Raw genomic sequence first — 21,459 nt, 5'->3', positions numbered from 1 at the left:
TTTGCGGGTTTTTATGGTGTGACAGTAATCAGGATTGAAGAACGCGTGCAATAACGCGTTTAAACCGTTCGTTCACAGGTTGATCACAATCGACTTCTGGCCTCAGAAAAACGTTGATTTGGATATAATTTTCGCCCCGTTTTTGATCAATTCATGGACACGTTCAAGAATCCTATACAGGGGGCTTCGGACTGGTCGAATGTAGAGAGAAAACATTTGACGCAACAATAATGTGACAACTAGCATTCGTGCGTGGAAATAAAGTTCCGCATACGGAGCTTGGCGCGAGAAAGCTTCAAATAACCAACCGGGAGAATATCATGAAAAAAACTGTTTTGAGCATCGCAGCTGGTCTTGCGATGACCGTTTCTTCATCTGCTGTTATGGCGGATGGCCACGGCGAAATCACTGTTGCGTACTTCCTTGAGTGGCCAATGCCATTCCAGTTCGCAAAAGTGAACGAGATGTATGAAGAAGCGCTTGGCGTCGACATCAACTGGGTCAGCTTCGACACCGGTACTGCGATGTCTGCAGCGATGGCGTCTGGCGACGTACAGATATCTGTATCGCAAGGTATCCCACCATTCGTGGTTGCAACATCTGCGGGTCAAGACCTTCAGATCATCGACGTTGCTGTTTCCTACGCTGACAACGACAACTGTGTTGTGGCATCCGGACTTGAGATCGACAAAGACTCTGCGTCCGAGCTTGCTGGCAAGAAAGTTGCTGTGCCGCTCGGTACGGCTGCGCACTACGGCTTCCTGTCTCAAATGGCACACTTCGGCGTTGACCTTGCTTCAATGGAAATCGTTGACATGGCTCCAGCAGATGGTGCTGCTGCGATCGCTCAGGGTCAGGTTGATATGGCCTGTGGTTGGGGCGGTGCGCTGCGTCGCATGACAGAGCATGGCAACGTTCTTTTGACTGGTGCGGAGAAAGAAGCGCTGGGCATCCTCGTGTTTGACGCAACCACTGCGCCAGCATCCTTCATCGCTGAAAACCCAGAAATGGTAGCGAAGTTTGCAGAAGTTACTGCCAAAGCGAACGAAATGTGGAATGCGGGCGATATGCAGGCTGAAATGCTGCCAGTGATCGCAAAGGACGCTGGTATGGACGAAGATGCGACAGCTGCAACAATGGCAACGTTCGTCTTCCCAACTGTAGAAGATCAGCTTTCCGAAGCATGGTTGGGCGGCAATGCTGCATCCTTCATGAAAGGCGTTGCAGATGTCTTCGTGGGTGCGGGTTCTATTCCATCCGCATTGGACAGCTACGAAGGTGCGATCTCTAAAGACGCGCTGATGACTGTAAGCTCCATGTAAGCTTGAAGATCCGCCGGGCGTCGCTTTTGCGGCGCTCGGCACACAGCCTCTATATTCTGGCAAGCTCGTACCGGCGGAGCTTCTCTGAGTATAGAACGGGGTAGGGAATGTCGGGACTCAAAATAAACAGTATCTCGATGCGCTTCGATTTGCCGAACGGGTCATCCGTTCAGGCTTTGAAAGACGTGTCGTTGGACCTGAAAGCTGGGGAGCTGATGTCGGTCCTTGGGCCATCGGGTTGTGGTAAAACCACCTTGTTAAATATCGTTGCAGGCTTCTTGGCCCCTACTGAAGGGACAATCGAGCTGAACGGCAACACCGTTGAAGGACCAGGCCCAGAACGCGGCATGGTGTTCCAGCAAGGTGCTTTGTTCGAGTGGATGAGCGTGCGTGACAACGTGAGCTTTGGCCCTCGGATGAAGGGGCAAAAAGCCGCTGAGTATAGTCAAGAAGTCGATCATTTGTTGGATGTCGTCGGTCTGCAGGACTTCAAAGAGAAGGCGATTTACGAACTTTCTGGAGGGATGCAGCAGCGAGTTGCATTGGCGCGGTGTTTGGCCAACGACCCAGACGTCATCCTAATGGATGAACCTTTGGGTGCGCTTGACGCTTTGACCCGCGAAAAGATGCAGGGGCTCGTGCTGAAGCTTTGGAAAGAAACCGGCAAGACGATCATTTTGATCACGCACTCGGTTGAAGAAGCGCTTTTGTTGGGCGAAAGGCTGATCGTTATGGCGCCGCGTCCGGGTCGTATCCATAAGGAATACAACTTGCCGTTTGCGGATATGGGCGTTGGGCAAGACCTTCGCGAGGTCAAGAAAGACCCGCGTTTCGGTCAGGTGCGCGAAGAAATCCTCTCAATGATCTGGGATATGGAAGAAGAAATTATGGGTCGGACTGAGGGAGCAGGCGCATGAGTATTTTTAGCGAACTGTTCAACGAGCTTCTTGCCGTTCTGTCCACCCTTGTCGCAGCGATTCCGTATATCGCTGGGTACATCCTTCTAATCCTTCTGTTCCTGTTCATTTGGAATTTGGTGAAGCGCGTTCTGACACCAAAAAGCGATTTCGGCTCGCTTAAGACGGTAACATTCGGCGATGAAAGCGCGGTTACGTCGAACACTGTCGCGTCTGTCGTTTCGATCCTGTTGATCTTCGTTCTTTGGGGTGCGTTCACAGGGTCGAAGCTTTTGCCAGGCTTCATGCATATGCCGGGTGCTTTCACTGGCGAGGGAACATTTGTTTATACCGCGACCGCGGGCGATCAGAGCGATGACGCTGAAGTTACTTTTCTGGTGTTCCAGACGGGCGAAGATGTCGAAGCGCCAGAGGTTGAGCTTGGCGATGGCTTTGCCAAGAACGACAGCATTGCAATTGCCGCGTATCGATCTGAATTGCTGCGCGTTGACCTTAACGACGAACTTGGTCGCGATGAAGGCGCTGTTGTCTCTCATGTGAACGGTACGCCAATTGAGCCTGGTGGTAGTGTTTCCACTGAGTTCGGTCAGGTGAACATGTCGCAAAAGGGTACGTTGAATATCGTGCCTTCCACGGGTTGGCAGATGGAGCCCATTTGGTTGCCTTCCCCAGAACGCGTTTGGGAGCGTATGGGCGAAATCACCACGGATGGTTTCCGTAACTTCACCCTTGCGCAGCACCTTGGGTACTCATTGTTCCGTGTGATCGTAGGCTTCTTGCTCGGTGCGTTGGTCGGTATTCCTCTGGGATACGCCATGGGTTTGTCCGATTGGTTCCGTGGCTGGTTTGATCCGATTGTGGAATTCATGCGTCCAGTACCGCCACTTGCCCTGATCCCGCTGGTCATCATCTGGGCCGGCATCGGTGAAGAAGGTAAAATCATCCTACTGTTCCTCGCGGCGCTCTGGATTATGGCCATTGGTGCAAGGGCCGGTGTTTCTGGCGTGCGGATTTCCAAAGTCCATGCGGCCTATTCACTGGGTGCGAGCAAGTGGCAGATCATGCGGTATGTCATCATCCCGAACTCTCTGCCTGAAATCTTCACAGCCGCTCGGGTCGCCATGGGTGTCTGCTGGGGTACAGTTGTTGCGGCGGAATTGGTCGCAGCTCAGAAAGGGGCCGGTATGATGATCATGACGGCGTCGAAGTTCCAGAACACTGACATCGTGATCATGGGTATCATCCTGATCGGAATCATCGGTTTCAGCATCGATATGCTGATGCGTCAGCTTGAAAAGTGGTTGGTGCCTTGGAAAGGCAAAGGGTAATTCCCCCGGAAAAAACCAGCGAGAGGTTCGCCCTCGCTGGTTTTTGAAAGACTTGAAGTGGTCGAGGTTTTCGACCGCTTCTTTTTTGCTCAGTTGCTCAGTGCTTGCGAAAGCGTCGTTGCATTGTGGCGCATCATGTCGAGGTAGGTCGGAGCAGGGCCCTCAGGTCCAGACAACGCACCTGGGTACAGCGTTCCGCCGATGGTCGCGCCAGTTTCGTTGGCGATCTGTTCGATAAGTCGGCTGTCGGTGAGCGATTCAACAAATACCGCTGCAATGCCGTCTTCTTTGATTTGCTCGATAAGGGCGGCGACGTCGGCGGCGGAGGCTTCGCTGTTCGTGCTTAGTCCCTGAGGGGCGAGGAATTCGAGGTTATGGTCCCGCCCGAAATACCCAAAAGCATCATGCGACGTGACAACGGTGCGCTTGTCCGCTGGGATCGCATCCATCAGTGCGTGGATTTCTTCCTCCAAGGCTTCGATCTGGGCCACAAAACTTGCGCGATTGGCATAGTAGTCGCCTGCATTGTCCGGATCGATCCTCGCTAGGCCGGCTGCGATGTTGTCGGCGTAGATGATCGCTGCATCAAGGCTCTGCCACGCGTGTGGGTCGAATTCCCCATGATCATGGCCTTCGTGGCCCGCATGATCGTCTTCTTTGTCATGATCGTGATCATCGTGATCTTTGTCGTCGCCATGATCGTCGTGCCCGTCATGGTCATGATCATCGTGTTCATCTTCGTCGTGCTCGTGATCTTCATCGTCGTCATGCTTGTCATGATCCGCGTGTTCGTCATCATGGTCATCATGGTCGTCGTGACCTTCGTGTCCGTCGAATTCGATAGGTTCGATGCCGGTTGTCGCAACAACCAACTCGCCATCAAAGGACGCGGCTTCAGCGAGGCGTTCGAGCCAACCTTCGAATTCGAGACCATTCATGAAAAGCAACTCAGCATCAGCAACAGCACGCGCATCTTGCGGTGTTGGCTGGTAGACATGTGCGTCCCCGTCGGGGCCGACGAGTGTGGTCAGCGCAATATGCTCACCTCCGATTTCGGCCACCATGTCGCCCAAGATGGAAAAGGTCGCAACGACCGGAAGTGGCTCATCTGCCCAAACGGAAGTGGGTGCGGCGACAGTGAGCGCGGAAATCGCTGTGGCAGAGATTAAAATGGAACGACGAGACGGCATAACTAACCTTTCAAGTTTCGAAGTGTTGACGTGGCAGGTTCTGGGCAACGATGCCTCCAACCGGGCCAAAAATAAGAGAGAGGACGTAGCCACCGCCGGCGACCAGAATAATGGCGGGGCCGGACGGTAGGCTATAGTGGAACGACAAAAGCAAGCCGATGAAGCTGGACAGGATTGCGACGGCAGCGGCTGCGGCGATCAAACCTCCGATACCTTGGGCCCAGAATCGCGCGGCTGCAGCGGGTAGGATCATGATGCCCACGGCCATGAGTGTGCCCAATGCGTGGAAGCCAGCGACCAAATTCATCACTACCAAGGTTAGGAAGGTGAAATGCGTGATCGCGCTGAGTTTGCTGACGGAGCGGAGGAACTGCGGATCGGCGCATTCGAGAACCAAGGGTCGGAAGAAGATCGCCAATGTGATTAGGGATATGCTAGCAAAAGAGCAGAGCAGGATGAGCGCGCTGTCATCTAAAGCGAGAACGGTTCCGAACAGCACATGCATCAGATCGACGTTGCCGCCGCGTGTCGAAACGATCAGGACACCCAATGCCAAGGAGATCAGGTAAAACGCCGCGAGGCTCGCGTCTTCGCGCAGGGCAGTGAAGCGCGCAACAAAGCCTGAACCAAGAGCAACGATCATGCCCGCAATCAAGCCGCCGATGGTCATTGCTCCGAGAGAGAGGCCGGACACCAGATAGCCAATCGCCGCGCCGGGTAGGATGGCGTGAGCCATGGCATCGCCGGTCAGGCTCATTCGTCGCAGCATTAGGAATACGCCGACAGGGGTGGCTCCGAGGGCGACTGCGATACAGCCAAGCAAGGCCCGCCGCATGAACCCAAAGTCAGCGAAGGGCGCGACCAAGAAATCATAAATCATGCAGCAGATTTCCCGCAGATATGGGGCGTACTGTTACAGGCTTCGCACATCTGCCGCGCACGGAACCGGTTTTCCGCTGTCAGCACGGTATTGGTGGGGCCATGCGCCACCAGCTCGCGGGCGAGCATAAGTGTTTGAGGGAAGTGCGACCCGACGAGTTCATAGTCGTGCAAGACAGCAAGAACGGTCCGGCCTTCACTGTGCCAATTCTCGATGATCTCCACGAGATCGCGCATCGTTTTGGCGTCGATGGCCGTGAAGGGTTCATCTAAGAGCACAAGCTTTGCATCTTGCAAGAGCAGGCGCGCAAAAAGGGCGCGCTGCATTTGGCCACCAGATAGGGAACCGATTGGGCGTTTTTCGAAACCAGTCAAGCCGACAGCCGCGATTGCATCACTGACCTGAGTGCGCCGGGCACGACCTAGCCTGCCGAACGCGCCGATTTCGCGCCAAAGGCCCATGGACACGAGGTCCAAAACCGAGATTGGAAAGCTCCGGTCAATTTCGGACTGCTGTGGGAGGTACGCGATCTCTTCACGCTCAAATCCGCTGAAATCGATGGTGCCTTCGAGCGGAGACAGGCTTCCCATCATTCCTTTAAGAAGGGTCGATTTCCCAGCGCCGTTTGGCCCAACGATGGCCGTCAGGCTTCCTTCCGAAATCTCTGTATCCAGGTGATGGACAGCTGGGTGCCTGTCATAACCCAGCGTCAGGTTCTGAAATGCGACGCTAGCTGTCATAGGCCCCCCGGTGTGGCTGTTGCCCAGATAAATCCGAGCCACAACAGCACAACAACAGCTCCAGCGATGGCGAGCCTTGGCAATGCTCCAACCAAGAGGAGCTGGGTGGCTGTGCTGTCGAGTTTCACTGAACGGCCTCTTCGGAATCGCATGTGCCGCAAAGGCCGTGGACTTCAATCACGTGACGTTTGGCGGAAAACCCGTTTTCGCCCACGACGGTTTCGAGCTGGTTCAGCACGTCAGGGGCTACATTCTCTTCAACACTGCCGCAATCATCGCAGATCGAAAGGATCGACGATTGGTGATGGTGGTCGTGCTGGCAGGGGACATAAGCATTCATGGACTCAAGCCGATGGATGCGGCCTTGCTCTGTCAGGCTGGCCAATGCGCGATAGACGGTGGTAGGTGCCATCTTTGCATTGCTTGATCGCAGTTTCTCTAGCAAGTCATAGGCAGAGATAGGACCGGAATTTTGGTCCATGATCGTTAGCATTTCTGCTTGGAGCTGTTCGCCGCGTTGTCCCATGGTGTGGCCTCAGATTCGTTCAAGCGCTCTTTACGTTATAATATAACATTCCACAAGGATGGGCAAACTTTGCTGCGACTATCGGGCAAGGCCCCTCTTTGAAGCTTACAAACTTGTAAGGCTGACGCGAGGCAGGCGTTAGGTGCTCGACTTAAGTTCCTTTCATCGGCGCACTAATGCGCACAAGGGAAAGGAAGATAAAATGGCATTTCGTGAATTCTTGATCGCTGGCTCAGTCGCAACATTGGCACTTGGTACGGTCGCATATGCGCAAACCAACACGGCGCGGATCAGTGAAGACGTCGTCGCAGAGATCACTGTCGAAGACGCATCGCAGTTTGCGGAGCGGGTTAGTCGGACCACAAGGGGGGATCGCGATGACTGCGATGACCGCAAAGGTCACGACAAAGATGAGCTGGAGGATGGCGACAGCCAGTCCGATGAAGAAGAAGCATAGGCCTTGGTCGATGCAGAAGTTGAGGTGGCCCTTTGGGGTCACTTCGACTAACTCTTTGTCTATGAAGATTTTGCTGTTGGAAGATGACAAGGAAATCGGCGAATGGGTGCGCGACGGGCTTAGCCGTGCAGGCCATGTTGTCGATTGGCACGAAAACGGCCGCGATGCGCTTGTTGCCGCAACTACTCAGGAATTTGACCTTCTGATCTTGGATCGTATGACGCCAGAGCTGGATGGGCTTTCCGTGCTCAAGGCCGTGCGCGCGACCAAGAACATGACGCCTGCGATTTTTCTGACGGCCCTCGGCGATGTGGACGATCGGGTTGAGGGTCTTCAGGCCGGAGCCGACGACTATCTGCCGAAACCGTTTGCGTTCACAGAACTTGAGGCGCGAGTATCCGCATTGGGGCGGCGCAATTCAGGTGGTGACACTGGTGAAGTCACGGCACTGACGGCAGGGGACATTTCGCTCGATCTTTTGAAACAACGGTGTACGCGGCGGGGCGAGGTGATCGACCTTAACGCGAAGGAGTTTCGTCTGTTGGAGGCTTTTGTGCGATCCAACGGGCGTGTTCTGACGCGGAATATGTTGTTGGAGAAGGTTTGGGATATGAACTTTGACCCAACCACCAGCGTTGTCGAAACCCATATCAGCCGTCTGAGGGGCAAAATCGAAAAGCCGTTTGGCGACAGCGTAATCAAAACCCGCCGCGGGGCTGGCTATGTTTTCGAACCTACGGGCTAGCGCGATCCGCATAACGCGCCTGTCCGCTTTGCGGCAGGCCGTAGTTTTGTCCCTGACATTTCTCGTCCTGCTGTTTCTGGCAGGTGTTTTTTCGATCATTGAGTTCGAGCGCGTCTTTGAAAACCGCATCGAGGATGAGTTGCGCGGCCGTTTCGTGGTTGTGTCGGCCGATGTGTCTGAGCGCGGGTTCGTCGCGTCATCTTATCCGCGCACGGGCACGGAATATGTCTCTGTCTTGCCGGAATCGAGCGATGTCCGGCTTGGTTTCCATGAGCATCGGCCTGGACCGGATGGTAGGCTTCGCGATAACGGCGATTGGCTTTACCTCGTTGGGCAGGTCGGCGACGAGTATTTGGTTGTGGGAACCAACCTTGGCCGTCGAGAAGAGTTTTTGGAAGTCATCTTACAGGCGATGGGGATTGTTGGTCTCGGTGCCGGCCTGATTACCCTATGCGTGGGCGTCTATTTCGGTTGGCGTTCGCAGCGGCGTATGACGCGGATATCGCGGACCTTGGCTGCAGCTGCTGACGGTGACCTAAACGCCAGAACCGGCGTTACGCGGTCTCGTGACGATTTGGATGAACTTTCCCATCAGGTGGATGATACGATTGAGCAGCTCGATGTGCTGATCCGTCAAACACGCGACTTTTCAGCGAATATTGCACATGACCTGAAGACGCCTTTGGCACGGTTGCGGATCAGGTTGGAGAAGGCGCTTACGACGGAGATCGACGAAGGCGATAGTGTTGAGGAGATTGGTTCCGCGCTCGAACAAGCGGATGAGGTGATCTCGATTTTCGATGCTTTCCTGCGTATCGCGAAATTAGAATCCGGCACGGCCCAAGCAAAATTTGAACCCATCGCGCTAGGCGCCTTGCTGACCGAGATCGAGGATACTTATGCGCCGGTCGTGGAGCATGGGGGAAGAGTGCTAAAGCTGGAGCTGTCATCGCCTACCATCATCAACGGCGATCGAGTGCTGTTGTTACAGCTTTTGGCGAACCTCATCGAAAATGCCATCCGATATACGCCGGACGGGTCGGATTTGACGTTGTTTGCAGAAGGCGCATCGATTGGTTTGGCCGATACTGGGCCGGGAATTCCTGCGGATGAGTATGAAAACGTCATCAAACCATCGTACCGGTTGGAAAAAAGCCGCACGCAAGATGGCGCAGGGCTTGGGCTTGCATTGGTCAAAACCATTGCGGATGTGCATGGAGCGGCGCTGACCTTGTCCGAAAATCCAGAAAGCGAGTCCGCCGGATTGATCGTCAAAGTCGATTTTTCAAAAAAGTCGTAACTTTACATCTTTGTAAGAGTGACGCCATGCGACGGTATAGTGGGGTGCGCATATTCCTTTCATAGACAACGAAAGGACAAACAAATGAACTCGATCAAAAACTTCCTCGCCGTATCTTTTGGCATCGTCGTGGCCGTTATTCTAGCGCCCTTCGTCGCACTCTTCGGTTTGATGATGCTGGGTCTGACATTCGGTCTGGCGCTGATTGCAGCGGGTACTGTCACAGCGGTGGTCAAGGAAGCCGAAAAAGAAGCACAGAACGTTGCTGCTGATGTTGAAGCAGAAGCTGAAACTGTTGTGACAGGTAACGAGGTTCCAGCGTGATCCGGCTGTCAGCGCGGTTCTATTGGGTCACAGGCGGCGCGATCCTAGTCATCGCGGTCGCCTCTCACGCGGCCCTTGGAACAGGGGAAGAGATTTTCGAACTCTTCGACCACAAACACAGATAGACAAAGCCGGAGCCACAACTCCGGCTTTTTACTTTTTGCGGATCAGTGTTTCACCAGGCTGCAACGTTGGTCGCAAGCTGACCGTGTTTTCGACATCAGCCTGACCTTGATGACGAGCGACGATGATTTCCGCAGCCTTTTGGCCAATCTCACTCCGACAAGCATCCATGGTCGCAAGTTGCTGCGGCAATCCTTCCAACAACTCGACAGCGTTGAATCCCGCAAGCCCAATGTCTTCTGGAATCTTACGACCGCTTTCCATCAAGTACAGCAATCCGCCTGCGCCGATCATATCGTTGGAGTAATAGAGGAAATCCAAATCGGGCGTGCGATCCATCATTGTCTCTGTCATTTCGCGCCCTTTGGCCAAGGCAGAGCCGCCAGAATAGAATTCTTGATCCGCGATCTCGATACCACTTTGGGCGAGCGTGCGCGTGAACCCTTCGAACCGTTTCCGGGCACGGTGGTCGAGCGGCATTTTGGTCCCCATGAAACCGATTTTGCGATATCCCGCTTCGATAATGGCTTCGGCCATTTTCCGGCCCGCACGACGATGTGAAATACCGACGCAAGCGTCGACCGGATCTCCGTCTATGTCCATAATCTCAACAACGGGAACACCAGCTTGCGCCAACATCGCTCTTGACGCATCGGAATGTTCCAAACCCGCGATAATCACACCGGCGGGTCGCCAAGATAGCATATCGAATAGAACCTTTTCTTCCTTTTCTGGAAGGTAGTCTGTCACGCCGACCACAGGTTGCAATTCGGTGTTTTCAAGCATTTCGGAGATGCCAGATAAAACCTCTGGAAACACCATGTTCCCGAGCGACGGAATGATCACAGCCACCAAGTTAACGCGCTGGGAAGCGAGCGCACCCGCGATCTTATTCGGCACATAGCCAAGGCGTTTTGCCGCTTCCTGCACCTTTTCGCGCGTCGCTGCGCTAACATCACCCTTGTTTCGCAACACCCGGCTAACGGTCATTTCACTGACACCAGAGGCTTCAGAGACATCGCGAAGAGTGAGAGGGCGCTTGCTTGGATCGGTCACAGAGGTGGTCCTGTGTTCTTGACAGTTATCACTGTCTAACCAATGGGCGGACCCATTCCAAGTCAAAGCGTTGACGATCGCAGCTTTCTGGGCGAGGAACAGTGCAAGGCCCCGTGGCTCAACTGGATAGAGCAGCCCCCTCCTAAGGGGCAGGTTGCAGGTTCGAATCCTGCCGGGGTCGCCAAAAACACCTGAAAAATATGACTTATTTACAGGACGTTGTGCGGAAGCCTGCAAAAAGGCCCGTGAGCTTTCAGGTCGAAATCAGCTAAAACGGCCGATTTCTCGTACAAAAACTGTACAAAATTCGCACGTTTGTGCGTATTTCAGGGGTCAATCATGAGCCGCCATAGCTTTGATCCTGAAATCGCCGGACGTGTTGGCCTGAACGCGGCGGTGATTTTCCAGAACATCACCTTCTGGATCGAGAAGAACCAAGCCAATCGCCGGAACCTTCGCGACGGGCGGTATTGGACCTACAACTCGATCTCGGCCTTCGGTGAGCTGTTCCCTTATCTGAGCGAAAAGCAGATCCGAACAGCCCTCGAAAAGCTGGTTAGCGCAGAGCTGATCATCAAGGGTAATTTCAGCGATGATCGTTATGATCGGACCTGCTGGTATGCCCTGGGCAACTCCATTTGCCCAAATGGGCAAATCGATCCGACCGAAAGGGAAAATGATGCATTTGCCCCTGAGGGCAAGCCATCTGCCCGAGAGGGCAAATCCTATAAGAACAGATATAAACCATATCAAAAACCAAATCCTTCGCACGCGAAGGCGGCGGTGGAGGATGATGTTTCTGAGAAGATTTTGTCCGCCTATCCCGAGGATCGCGTTCGCGGGAAAGCGGTTTGCATCTCACAGATCCGCCAAGCATTGGCCGACGGCGTGGATGCCAAAGACCTCGAGGACGCCGTGCGGGCCTATGCGAGTGAGAGCGAAGGTTTCACACGATCCAAGGTGTGCTTCTCCGACAACTGGTTCACCTCTGGCCGTTGGTTGAAATATCTTCACGACGTTGAGGAGGCACGAGAAGCGGGCAAGGCCAAAGAGGCCGAGTTGCTGAAAGGCTTGGCCGACTGGGTCACGGACCACCATCCGCTGTGTCGCCACATCACACCCGGCCAAGTGACCGCGTTGCTGGCCGCAAACTTGGTTAGCCCTGCTGAAATCGAGGCGGCGGGGCTGAGATCATGAACGCGACCGATCCCCACGAAGAGCAGAGAGCAAGGTTACCCACCGATTACATCGGCGGGACTTGTGAGGGGCGGCAAGCCTCCCCTTCAAACCCCAACCAGACGCGCGCAAGCGGCGTCAAAGAGAGCCTTTCCGAGACCGTGATCTTTCGATGCACACCGTCAGAAAAGGCAGCGCTTGTGGCCAAAGCGCGCGCCGCTAGTCTACCAAATGCCACGCTGATGCGGGAGGCCTTGGGGCTGACCGAGGCACGTCGGCGCAAGCCCGTCCCACGTGTTGACCCGAAGCTGACCTTTGCGATTGCCCGCGTCGGCGGCAACCTCAACCAGCTCTCCCGCTGGATCAACGGCGCGGTCAAATCTGGTCGTGCAAGCCAGATCGATGCGCTCAAGGTCGCGACGCAGCTAGTGGTCATCGAACGGCAGTTAGCGCAGATCGTGGCGGCACACGCAGGCGGTGACGCTTGATCATCTCGTTCTTCTCCACTGGCACCGGCGGCGGTACGGCCCCCGTTGACTACCTGACCGCGCGCGAAGTTCTGGCCTATGATGAGAACCGCAACCTGATCCGCGACGACACCGGCCAGCCGCAAACCAAGATCCGCGACCCGTTGCCCGAGGTGCTGCACGGCAATCCCGATCAGACCCGCGACCTGATCGATGCGAGCCCCAACAAGTGGAGCTACACCGCAGGCGTGATCAGCTTTGCCGATAGCGATGATCCCAGTCCCGACGCCCAGCAAGAGGCCATTGAGCTATTTGAGGCTCTGGCCTTTGCTGGGCTGGACAGGGATCAATACGATTGTCTCTGGGTGCGCCACTCGCATGAGGGCAACGTCGAGCTCCACTTCTGCACGCCACGCCTTGAACTCAGCACCGGCAAAGCGCTGAACATCGCGCCGCCAGGCCATGAGACCGCCTTTTCCAGCCTCCGCGACCTGTTGAACAAGACGCACGGTTGGGCAGACCCTTTGGACCCAGAACGCGCCCGCGAAGTGCGGGCGACGATTGAAGCACCGACGCGCGCGCAAGGTCGTGAAGAGCTGCACGAGTGGATCCTCGATCAGATCAGCGTCGGAACCATCAACGACCGCGCCAGCATGATCGGTGCACTCACTGACGCGGGTTTCGAGATCCCCCGTGCCAGCAAGAATTACGTCACCGCCCAAGACCCCGACACCGGCGAGCGCTGGCGATTGAAAGGAGAGATTTTCCATGACGACTGGCAAGCCGAACCGTCTAGCCGAGAAATTGAACGCGGACCTGGAGACGATCAGGCGCGACCACGCCGCCTTGATGGCATCTCAACTGGAGAACTTCAGGAGCGATTTCAGCAGCATTGCGACCAGCGCGCTGCATACAATCGAGACCGATATCAGGTTCTTTCTCAGCGACAGCAAGAGCGAGTTGGAGAGGCGGAGCGAGACGATCCGCCGCTGGTTGACGATCTCGCCATGGGTGATCGTGGGGATGGTCTTAGTCTGGATCGCAACAGTGCTGATGGCGAGTTGGTTCTGGACGGGTTTGATCACGCGCTCGGAATTGAAGGAGTTGGGTCTGACGCGGATCGAACAGGCTGGACAGACGTGGGTTACGTTGGAGCCGAACCAGACGGAGTTGAAGACCTGCACGATGGCGCAAACACCAATCATCTGCATCGAGATCAAGGAGCCTTAGATGACGCAGCCCCTAACAGCCTTGGAACGCGACTTGCTCGCCTGCGTCGAGCGGTTGGTGACGGCCTGCGAGGTCTCAGCAAAGGAATTGAGCGGGTTAGAGGCGCGCTCGACGACCAGAATGCAGAGCCAGATGGATGGATTGGCCGCCTGCGTGTCAGTGCTCATTCAATCGCAAACAGCGTCCGTAGCTGCGTTGCACGGCTTGTTGAGCGAGGGTTCGAACTACGGGAGGCTGCGCACGCAACTCGAGACCAGCTTGAAATTAGTGAAAGCCGCCGAAGAGAGATTGAGATAGAGCTAGAAGAGCGGGATGTGGAGACGGATCGAGGGCTGACACATTGATGTGGCGATGCCGAACCACACTTCTTGGTGCCCGCAAATCAGCTTGGCACCAAGTATTTTCTTTGGCGGTGAGTGGTTCTTTCTAGATAGATCAGGTAACTGAATCACTGTGGTAAAGGCGAAGAATGGATCACGAAGACGTAGTGTCACTTACCGGCCTGAATACAATCTGCCGTTATCAAGAGTTAACAAAAATCGCGGATAAATCATTGCAGAACTATGCGGCGAGAACACGAGAGCTATTTGGTCCGGTTGCAAAGTCTTTCGACGACGACAAGAACGCTGAGTGGCTCATCCGCAGCTATTTAGCCTTGAAATTCGTTCTCGCTTCGACCGTGCTTGGTACATCTGCAAACCACGCTGACAATGAAAACCTCAAAATAACTTTGCCTTACCTGAACTACTATACGATGCTAAATTGTACGAGGGCTTTCATTTTTACGCTGCCGTGCGTCGAATGGAAGGACGAAAAATCCATAGAAATGACGCATCAGAATATCATCAATACAGCTGGAGACAAACTCAGGCGTGTTGATGGGAGCATAGCGTTAGCCATCAAATCTAGATTGTTGATCGGCCAGAAGCAGAGGGAGTTGTTTTCTTACCGATTTCCAGCCACCGGATTGAGTGTATTCAAAGACGATCTGATCAAGGTCGAGGAAGCCATCGAAACGGCGAGATTTTTAGCAGAGTTGGCTCAGTTTAACTTATCCTGTTTGGAAGCGGCAGTTCGAAAACACACGGAGTTGTCCTTCAAGGTTGGAGGGCAAGATAACCTTTGGGACCTGATGCGTTACAACACAAAGACGCAGGAGCTGATAGATGATGATGACTACCATCGTGTTGGGTACTTTGTTCGGAAATACAGGTATCCATCAGAACTGGTTTCGCTAGGAACGCACGGTTTATTGGAAGACTTCTTTGGTGCTTGGGTCAGCGAAGATGAGAATTCTCAGGGGTACAATCCGGACGAAGACTGGAATCTCCTACTCGACTTCCAGTAGATGGGGGGATTACCGGAGGATTTCCATCACTTAGAAGTCACCCTCAGCGCATTGTAGGCAAGTGATGTTGTTTCGTCGCCACATTTCTACTACTGAGTCGCGGTCATCGACGACAAATGAGATTGTTTTACCTTCGGACAAAAGTCCGTCTAAAATGTCCTGTTTGATTTCAACATCTGATCTGAAATCCCCGTGCGGACGCATCAAGAGCTTGCCGAAGGGGATCAAATTCCACGTGAGCCAGGTCTCGGTAACCGAGCGAAATTCTTCGCCACGCCCTGAGACTAGGATCAATTCGTAGTTATTAGACTCCCAAAGAGCCCTATATAGGTCAACAATCGGCTCGTTTGGAAGGTCGTCGCCCATTAGAGAGTTGAACGTCTTCCAATCTGGATTTTTTCCAACAACGAGGGGCCGTCTATGGTCAATTTTCGCTAAAGTCCCGTCGATGTCGAAAAGCGCTGTCAACATCGCTGTGCCTATCCGCTAGTCAAGCTTGCGACGTACTTGCTTAAGATGTCGGCGGCTTTGTTGATCTCTTTACGCATGCGAATTGCTTCAGTTTGATCGAAAATATAATTTGCCTTTCCGTCTTCAGCCAAAACAATCTGTGCATCCGTTTCTTCAATGCGAGTCCAGTGGGCGAGCCAGTTACGTTTCGATATTGTGTCTGGCAAACTTGAAAGCGTCGTATGATCATCTTTATGCAGATCACCCTCAGCTAGTTCTACAATTTTGCTTGCCCGCTTGTGCGAGTCCAAAATCATCGTCGAATGTAAGCTGGCTATGAATGCGTCGTTGTCTTTTTCGGCGGCTTTTTCCTTGTATTTCAACTGCCCTTTGGCCTGCTTGAGGAGTGTTTTCCGAAATCCATCCGCAAAGGCATCCTTGTCACAACCTTCCTCGTTGAACTTGTGCTCGATTATCTTGAAACACATGTCGTCGATCTGGGACAACGAACTGACTATTATTCCCCTCATAATCTTTGGGTGGAGTGTCTTGTGCAAAAGGTGCTCGATCAGCTCTCTGGCCTCGTCACGGACCTCGTTTCGTTGGGCGGTGTACACACCCTGCAGCCGCTTGTCGTATACTTCTTGCTCCAAGCCAGCGCTGCCGGAGTAAAAAAGTATGTCTGAGTAAGGCACTTGCTCCCGAATTTTCGCGATCACGTCACCCCCGACTGGCTTATCAACCTTGTCGGTATCTTCAACTCGCCAATCAACCAGCATGAGGTCATACTGCGATGTGTTTACAAAATGTTGATCCCATTGAGTATTTTCTGGATCAGATATCCGGGTCACGACAAGATGAAACCCAAGATCCTTAAGATACCGCTCTAGAGCGCGATGCGAAGCTCGGTACCATCTATCGTCATCCTCGACCCACAATACCGAAAACTTAATCAGCAATTCTCGTTACCTCCAAAGCAAGCCCTGACCATCCATCAATAGGCTCGTCGCAAACTGATATCTCTAAATCGATTGCTCTCAATGTGTTCGCAACATGAAAAAGTCCGCGACCTGACCCCTCGGTCCGAGTCGTAAAGCCCTTGTGAAAAATCTGACTTGGATCAGAGATCGACGCGTCCAATCCTGTTCCATTGTCGGCAATGCAAAACACACCACTCTTCGATTGAGAGGGCAGAAAGGCAATTTTTTTCGCACCGTGCCTTTTCGCATTGGATATAAGGTTATCGACTAGGATCATAACGTCTAGCGGCGAAAACTGGGCCTCGAACTCACTGGCTTCACTCAGTGAGTTGACAACATTGATACGGCGAAGTTCGGAGGGATTTTGTTTCAGATCTTCCAGATATTCTGATACGAAATTGGTTAGGTTTCCCTTCACAGACTTTAGAGCAACCTTGTATTTCCCACCTGTGGCGTAGTTTGAAAATTTCGAAATCTTTTCAATACTTTCCTCTATCGATGCGAGGTATTCGAGTGCTTCATCGCGGTCAAAATCGTCTTCGTCGAGGAGAATGTGCTTGAGATTTTCAGCGTCTGTCGCAGCTATTGAACTGTAAAGTGCGGTCTGGTGGTGAAGGTTTAATACGTGATCATGATCCTTGGTCGCATCCAGACGAAGAAACATGTTTTCATCGGCAGTTACTCGAAGGCGAGCCTCAACCTTCTCACGTTCAGTTTTTTCTAGCTTAGCTTGCTTAACAGCAACGTCGCGAGCGGCTGCTGCGGTTGCTTCGCGGGCTTTTGCATCATGCTCTTGTTTTTCAGCTTGTTCAGCGCGAGCCCTCTCTTGTTCCGCCCGCCTTTCCGCTTCTTCGGCGCGTATTCGTTGAGCAATTGCTTCAAGGCGCGCCTCCTTCTCAGCTTTGATCGCCTCCATGTTTCGCTGAGCGATCTTCTTAAAATTGCCCTTATCGATAGAGCTTAGCTCTTCAAACGACTTATCAGTGGTGTTCTGAATGAAAGACAGTACGTACTCGTTGTAGGCGTCCTCAGCTTCGTGCGCTAATTTCGCGATCAACTCTTCATTGATGCGGAACGATCGAATGTCGAAATTGGACGTCCTGAGTGTCTTGTCGATGGCATCCTTTACTGCGCTCTGGTCAATCGTCCTAATACCAAAGTTGCTTGGGTCTGCCCGGATGTCCTTCTCGGAGATGTTCCTCCGATTTGGATCCGATAGATCCATTAGGCCGTCCCAATGAACCCCGTCGACGATGAAGCGCTCCAGTTGGCGTATTATGTGCGGAATGTAGCCATAATCGGTCTCGCCATTGCGAAGTTTAACTCTCGCTTCAGGATCTGAAGCTGTGAGCTCACGATAGGGTTCGTCTTGTACCAAGCCTTCTCGGCTTGTGACTGGTTTGAATAGGTTCTCAGAATCGACGACGGACACCTGCCCGATGACATCGCGCGTACCTAAGTATCTCGACGTCCCTTGAGTTTTTCTTTGATCTAGTCCCAGCCAGTCGTTTTTCGGGTTTCCTAACGGAGAAACCCGAAAACCGTTTAAGTACATGAAAACAGACCCGTAATCGTTCGCAGAATATCCAGTCTTCCTCTTAAAGAAGAGTTTTGAGCTAAAGTTCATATAATGAATACTAACCCTAATGTTCTTCAGAAATTTATAAGGGTTTTCAACTTCGTAGCTGTAGACAAGTTCCCCGTGATAACGAAGTTCGGTAGTCAATAGATCCCCTGCAGCATCAATGTTTGACTCGATGTTGTAGGTGCGTAGCGCTAGATCCTCGAATACGGAGTTTGATATCTTTTGCTCCGGCTCTTCGTTGATTTGAAGCGTTACTTCAAAACTTGAATCTGGGTCAGAAATGAATTTTTCAAGCTCTGATCTTAGCCTTAAGATTCTCCGTTCATCCCAACTAGAACGCAGATCTGAAATCCTTAGGACCGTGCCTGTATTGAAGTCCGGTTCCCCGATCTCATCAAGGAACTCTTGTTTAGATAGTACCTCATACCGAAGCTTGATTGTGGAAATTTCGGCATCGATCATCCCTGTTTCAAAAAGAGCCCATTCAATCGGTAGCTTGATAAAATCGCCGGTGGAAGCCTTGGTATAAAGCGTCAATTTCTTGCCGAGGCGGTCGCAAGAGAAGCGTCCTACACCCTTGCTCCCAGCGAAAGGCTTGTTGCGCTCAGAGTTTGCGACCTTCTTTTCTGAATAGGCGATGTTCAGCCACTTATCGCTAATATCAGCAATGCTCATGCCATCCCCAAAGTCCTTAAGGATCAACTCGGAGGGGGCTGATTTCGTCCTATCCTTGAACCGAAGTTTTACGTTCGGAGAGGATGCATCTTTGGCATTCTTGATCAGCTCGATGATCGCGATGTTATCATCGAGAATAAGTCCTTGACCAAGAATATCTTTGATGCCCGCGTTCGCGCGAAAAGCGAGTTCTTTGCTTACACTTGTCATCTAGCCAATGCTTTCATGCATTTCGAAAATTATATGGCCTAATGCTTCTGCCATGAGCGGGGGAACCGCGTTGCCAACTTGAGTATATCGAGGGCATTCTAGTTTACGTCTGGCGCCACCCGTTGTGTATTTACCCAAAAATTCAAACCAATCAGGGAACGATTGCAGACGAGCGCATTCACGCACAGTAAGAATGCGGGGTTCGCTATAGTGAAGTAAGTCGTCCGGAAGCGTTGTAATTGTTTTCGACAGTTCATCTGGGTGCAGCGGGGTAAAGCACTGTTTGCGAATGTTGTACTTTTCACGAAATGCTTTTGGCAACGATTTGCCTTTCGGGCAAGTTTCGAGAATTTCTTGAAACCTTTGGATGGTCTCAGGTCGGTGCTTTGCCAAACGGAGGCTGTTTACTGAGGCCGCTTTCTTCACCCCAGCCTTCATCAGTGCTTGATACGTGGATCCTTTGGATCGGTTGTATACGATTTGCTGAAAGCCTTTGGTATCGACGCTTGGTATGGTCCCGGAAAATGCCACTTCTAGGTCCGAAATAGCTTCCTTAACGGTTATCTCATGCCCGTTGAGTTTCTTCCTATCCCTGAAATCTCTTGCATGGCTTTCGATGGCCTCGAAGGGATCATCAACAGTCGCTCCTTCTTGGAGTAGGTCAGCGCGAACCGCGATGAGGATAAATCGAGGCCTAGGCTGTGGGACGCCAAAAACTGAAGCGTTTATGACCTTGGAGAAGGTCTTGTACCCCCCCCAATCAAAGTCATGAAGTTGCTTCTCGACTTGCTCTGAATGCGTTGGGGCCGATGAGTTTTGAAAGCGCGCAGTGAAACCCTTTACGTTCTCGAACATCAGAAATTTGGGTCGAACGAGATCGACAATCTCTAAGTATTCATTCTTAAGCTGATTGCGCGGATCATCAACTTTCCTGCGACCTGCAAAAGAAAAGCCCTGACACGGAGGGCCACCGCAAATCATGTCTATGGTGCCGCGCAGTCCGATTAGGTCAATGCGGTATCTGTCAATCAGATCTGACGTACTCATTGCCTCTTTAGGAAGCCACTCTGGCCAAGAAAAACTGATGCTCTTTTTCTTCTGAAAGTTGTGGATGAGTGTCTTGAATGCGTCTTCATTTTTCTCGATGGCGAAGACGCCCTTCCACCCGGAAAGGGATAAGCCCAGTGATAGGCCGCCGCAGCCAGCAAAGAGATCGATGAAACGCATTCGTTTAGTCCAATTGATATGAGGCTGTTATAGGTTAGAAACTGTACGCGCGCCAGGTACTTTGTTTTTTCTGATTGTATTGTTGTTAGAGCGTGGATCATGTCGAGTTAATTGATCTGTAAAGAACATTGGCACAGCTCACCTAACATTCGGTCATAGCTTCCAAGCGACGCCGGGCGAGCTCAAGGGTGAGTATGGCTCCGAAAAAAAATGGCACAAACGCCATAGCGATGGTCGTGATGATAAGCTGAGCGGCACTAAGTAAGGTAAATCCATCCAGAGGGTCAAAGTACTGAAATCGCACGAAACCTGTTGCAGAAACGATAAACGTAACAACGGCGAGATCGTTTAGGATATTGAGAGGTTCGATGGCTCGCCGTGTTGCACGTTCAATCATTGCACGGCGTAGTTTTGGGCTAGTTGGCTGCAGGTGTCTCATTTTTTACTCCCTGACGAGTTCAATCCACGTGTGCACATCGTCGTCACTGACTTCACGTCCTTCGACGTGTGACTGATACCAGCGAGCTACGATTGCTCCGCGCTTCTCGCTCTTAATTTTGATGTTTTCCTCACTGAGGTGTTGATCGAGCGAAATCTCGATCCTCTTTAGCGCTTCGAAGTCATGCGCGGCCCTAACAGATTTTGTGCCCAAAAGGATCCATGCTGCGTCCACGTCGAACTTGTCGGAAATCGCTACCAAGGCCTCAACAGGAAGGCCGCGCTGGCCTTTTTCGTAGCTGTGATAGGCGCGGTGTGAGACGCCGATCGCGTCCGCCATGGCGGTTTGCGTCAAGCCGACTTCGTTGCGCGCGATCGCAAGTCGCGCACCCATTGCCGAGAAGACAGCCTTCAAATCCCGCGCCATGCAAGGTTCCCATTGACGTGACTGTCAAATTGCGCGAAACTGCACAAAATGACATAAAATTCCAGTTAATCCCATCTGACCACGTCAGAAGGTGCAGAACAAGCGATTCCATGCGTGTCGCTGATTCAACTTTAGCGGACAAGGACGACTGAAATGGCAGAGACCAACTATTCAGACAGCTCTCAGATCCTGGGGCTTGGGAAAACGCCCGCCCAGTGGGTCGAAGTCATGGCCGGGATGGGGATCGATATTTCAGAGCGGACTTTGCGCGAGCGAGCAAATGAGACGGGCGCATTCTATCGCCTTGGGCGGACCATGCTCATCACGCCCGCGCAGAT

General features: G+C 52.7%; 23 protein-coding genes and 1 tRNA gene. 13 read left to right on the top strand and 11 right to left on the bottom strand.

Going from position 1 to position 21,459, the window contains the following annotated elements; translation table 11 throughout:
- The first annotated feature begins 320 nt into the window (after positions 1-320).
- The 3 genes from BUA85_RS10620 to BUA85_RS10610 all read left to right on the top strand — a co-directional run bounded on the left by BUA85_RS10620 (position 321) and on the right by BUA85_RS10610 (position 3,567).
- Positions 321-1,322: a taurine ABC transporter substrate-binding protein gene (locus BUA85_RS10620; protein ID WP_072901465.1), complete on the top strand. Its 1,002-nt coding sequence runs from the start codon at positions 321-323 to the stop codon at positions 1,320-1,322.
- Between the two features lie 107 nt (positions 1,323-1,429).
- Complete coding sequence (locus BUA85_RS10615; protein WP_072900957.1) at positions 1,430-2,239, top strand: taurine ABC transporter ATP-binding protein; 810 nt, start codon at positions 1,430-1,432, stop codon at positions 2,237-2,239.
- A complete protein-coding gene (locus BUA85_RS10610; protein WP_083526253.1) occupies positions 2,236-3,567 on the top strand; it encodes an ABC transporter permease in 1,332 nt (443 codons plus the stop codon). Before BUA85_RS10615 ends, BUA85_RS10610 begins: the two co-directional genes overlap by 4 nt.
- Positions 3,568-3,656: 89 nt before the next feature.
- Here BUA85_RS10610 and BUA85_RS10605 read toward each other — a convergent pair whose 3' ends face one another.
- The 4 genes from BUA85_RS10605 to BUA85_RS10590 all read right to left on the bottom strand — a co-directional run bounded on the left by BUA85_RS10605 (position 3,657) and on the right by BUA85_RS10590 (position 6,903).
- Positions 3,657-4,757: a metal ABC transporter solute-binding protein, Zn/Mn family gene (locus tag BUA85_RS10605; RefSeq protein WP_072900955.1), complete on the bottom strand. Its 1,101-nt coding sequence runs from the start codon at positions 4,755-4,757 to the stop codon at positions 3,657-3,659.
- 10 nt (positions 4,758-4,767) lie between these two features.
- On the bottom strand, positions 4,768-5,637 hold the full coding sequence (locus BUA85_RS10600) for a metal ABC transporter permease (protein ID WP_072900953.1): 870 nt from the start codon (positions 5,635-5,637) through the stop codon (positions 4,768-4,770).
- Complete coding sequence (gene aztA / locus BUA85_RS10595; RefSeq protein WP_072900951.1) at positions 5,634-6,377, bottom strand: zinc ABC transporter ATP-binding protein AztA; 744 nt, start codon at positions 6,375-6,377, stop codon at positions 5,634-5,636. Before aztA ends, BUA85_RS10600 begins: the two co-directional genes overlap by 4 nt.
- Positions 6,378-6,501: 124 nt before the next feature.
- Positions 6,502-6,903: a transcriptional repressor gene (locus tag BUA85_RS10590; RefSeq protein WP_072900949.1), complete on the bottom strand. Its 402-nt coding sequence runs from the start codon at positions 6,901-6,903 to the stop codon at positions 6,502-6,504.
- Between the two features lie 202 nt (positions 6,904-7,105).
- Between BUA85_RS10590 and BUA85_RS10585 the strand changes: the two genes are divergently transcribed.
- The 5 genes from BUA85_RS10585 to BUA85_RS17030 all read left to right on the top strand — a co-directional run bounded on the left by BUA85_RS10585 (position 7,106) and on the right by BUA85_RS17030 (position 9,854).
- Complete coding sequence (locus BUA85_RS10585; protein WP_072900947.1) at positions 7,106-7,360, top strand: hypothetical protein; 255 nt, start codon at positions 7,106-7,108, stop codon at positions 7,358-7,360.
- Between the two features lie 61 nt (positions 7,361-7,421).
- Positions 7,422-8,105, top strand: coding sequence for a response regulator transcription factor (locus BUA85_RS10580; RefSeq protein WP_072900945.1), 684 nt, complete (start codon positions 7,422-7,424; stop codon positions 8,103-8,105).
- Positions 8,083-9,405, top strand: coding sequence for a sensor histidine kinase (locus tag BUA85_RS10575; protein WP_083526252.1), 1,323 nt, complete (start codon positions 8,083-8,085; stop codon positions 9,403-9,405). The genes BUA85_RS10580 and BUA85_RS10575 overlap by 23 nt, the downstream gene beginning before the upstream one ends.
- 84 nt (positions 9,406-9,489) lie before the next feature.
- Complete coding sequence (locus tag BUA85_RS10570) at positions 9,490-9,729, top strand: hypothetical protein (RefSeq protein WP_072900943.1); 240 nt, start codon at positions 9,490-9,492, stop codon at positions 9,727-9,729.
- Positions 9,726-9,854 carry a hypothetical protein gene (locus BUA85_RS17030; RefSeq protein WP_278246405.1) on the top strand — a complete coding sequence of 43 codons (129 nt, stop codon included), beginning with the start codon at positions 9,726-9,728 and terminating at the stop codon, positions 9,852-9,854. Before BUA85_RS10570 ends, BUA85_RS17030 begins: the two co-directional genes overlap by 4 nt.
- Positions 9,855-9,882: 28 nt before the next feature.
- Here BUA85_RS17030 and BUA85_RS10565 read toward each other — a convergent pair whose 3' ends face one another.
- A complete protein-coding gene (locus BUA85_RS10565; protein ID WP_072900941.1) occupies positions 9,883-10,908 on the bottom strand; it encodes a LacI family DNA-binding transcriptional regulator in 1,026 nt (341 codons plus the stop codon).
- A 107-nt stretch (positions 10,909-11,015) separates the two neighbouring features.
- Here BUA85_RS10565 and BUA85_RS10560 point away from each other — a divergent pair.
- The 5 genes from BUA85_RS10560 to BUA85_RS16860 all read left to right on the top strand — a co-directional run bounded on the left by BUA85_RS10560 (position 11,016) and on the right by BUA85_RS16860 (position 15,129).
- A tRNA-Arg gene (locus BUA85_RS10560) sits at positions 11,016-11,092 on the top strand.
- 155 nt (positions 11,093-11,247) lie between these two features.
- A complete protein-coding gene (locus tag BUA85_RS10555; RefSeq protein ID WP_072900940.1) occupies positions 11,248-12,105 on the top strand; it encodes a hypothetical protein in 858 nt (285 codons plus the stop codon).
- Positions 12,102-12,572: a plasmid mobilization protein gene (locus BUA85_RS16925; protein WP_242649047.1), complete on the top strand. Its 471-nt coding sequence runs from the start codon at positions 12,102-12,104 to the stop codon at positions 12,570-12,572. Before BUA85_RS10555 ends, BUA85_RS16925 begins: the two co-directional genes overlap by 4 nt.
- Entirely contained in the window at positions 12,569-14,125 is a 1,557-nt protein-coding gene (locus BUA85_RS10545; RefSeq protein ID WP_072900938.1) for a relaxase family protein, read from the top strand. The genes BUA85_RS16925 and BUA85_RS10545 overlap by 4 nt, the downstream gene beginning before the upstream one ends.
- A gap of 125 nt (positions 14,126-14,250) precedes the next feature.
- Positions 14,251-15,129: a hypothetical protein gene (locus tag BUA85_RS16860; protein ID WP_207548146.1), complete on the top strand. Its 879-nt coding sequence runs from the start codon at positions 14,251-14,253 to the stop codon at positions 15,127-15,129.
- Between the two features lie 30 nt (positions 15,130-15,159).
- Here the strand turns inward: BUA85_RS16860 and BUA85_RS10535 are convergent, their stop codons facing one another.
- The 6 genes from BUA85_RS10535 to BUA85_RS10510 form a co-directional block, all read right to left on the bottom strand.
- Positions 15,160-15,600: a phosphatase domain-containing protein gene (locus BUA85_RS10535; RefSeq protein WP_072900936.1), complete on the bottom strand. Its 441-nt coding sequence runs from the start codon at positions 15,598-15,600 to the stop codon at positions 15,160-15,162.
- 8 nt (positions 15,601-15,608) lie between these two features.
- Positions 15,609-16,358: a hypothetical protein gene (locus BUA85_RS10530; RefSeq protein WP_165611608.1), complete on the bottom strand. Its 750-nt coding sequence runs from the start codon at positions 16,356-16,358 to the stop codon at positions 15,609-15,611.
- A gap of 169 nt (positions 16,359-16,527) precedes the next feature.
- Positions 16,528-19,029 (bottom strand): ATP-binding protein, encoded by a 2,502-nt coding sequence (locus BUA85_RS10525; RefSeq protein WP_072900933.1) that lies wholly within the window; start codon positions 19,027-19,029, stop codon positions 16,528-16,530.
- Entirely contained in the window at positions 19,030-20,256 is a 1,227-nt protein-coding gene (locus BUA85_RS10520; RefSeq protein ID WP_072900931.1) for a DNA cytosine methyltransferase, read from the bottom strand.
- 142 nt (positions 20,257-20,398) lie between these two features.
- Complete coding sequence (locus BUA85_RS10515; protein WP_072900929.1) at positions 20,399-20,695, bottom strand: hypothetical protein; 297 nt, start codon at positions 20,693-20,695, stop codon at positions 20,399-20,401.
- Positions 20,696-20,698: 3 nt separating this feature from the next.
- Positions 20,699-21,121 carry a helix-turn-helix domain-containing protein gene (locus BUA85_RS10510; RefSeq protein ID WP_072900927.1) on the bottom strand — a complete coding sequence of 141 codons (423 nt, stop codon included), beginning with the start codon at positions 21,119-21,121 and terminating at the stop codon, positions 20,699-20,701.
- Between the last annotated feature and the right edge of the window lie 338 nt (positions 21,122-21,459).

This window comes from Cognatiyoonia sediminum (genome assembly GCF_900129845.1).
GTDB classification, from domain to species: domain Bacteria; phylum Pseudomonadota; class Alphaproteobacteria; order Rhodobacterales; family Rhodobacteraceae; genus Cognatiyoonia; species Cognatiyoonia sediminum.
The sequence above is the reverse complement of the archived record's forward strand: the minus strand, read 5'-3'. Positions and strand labels throughout refer to the sequence as shown.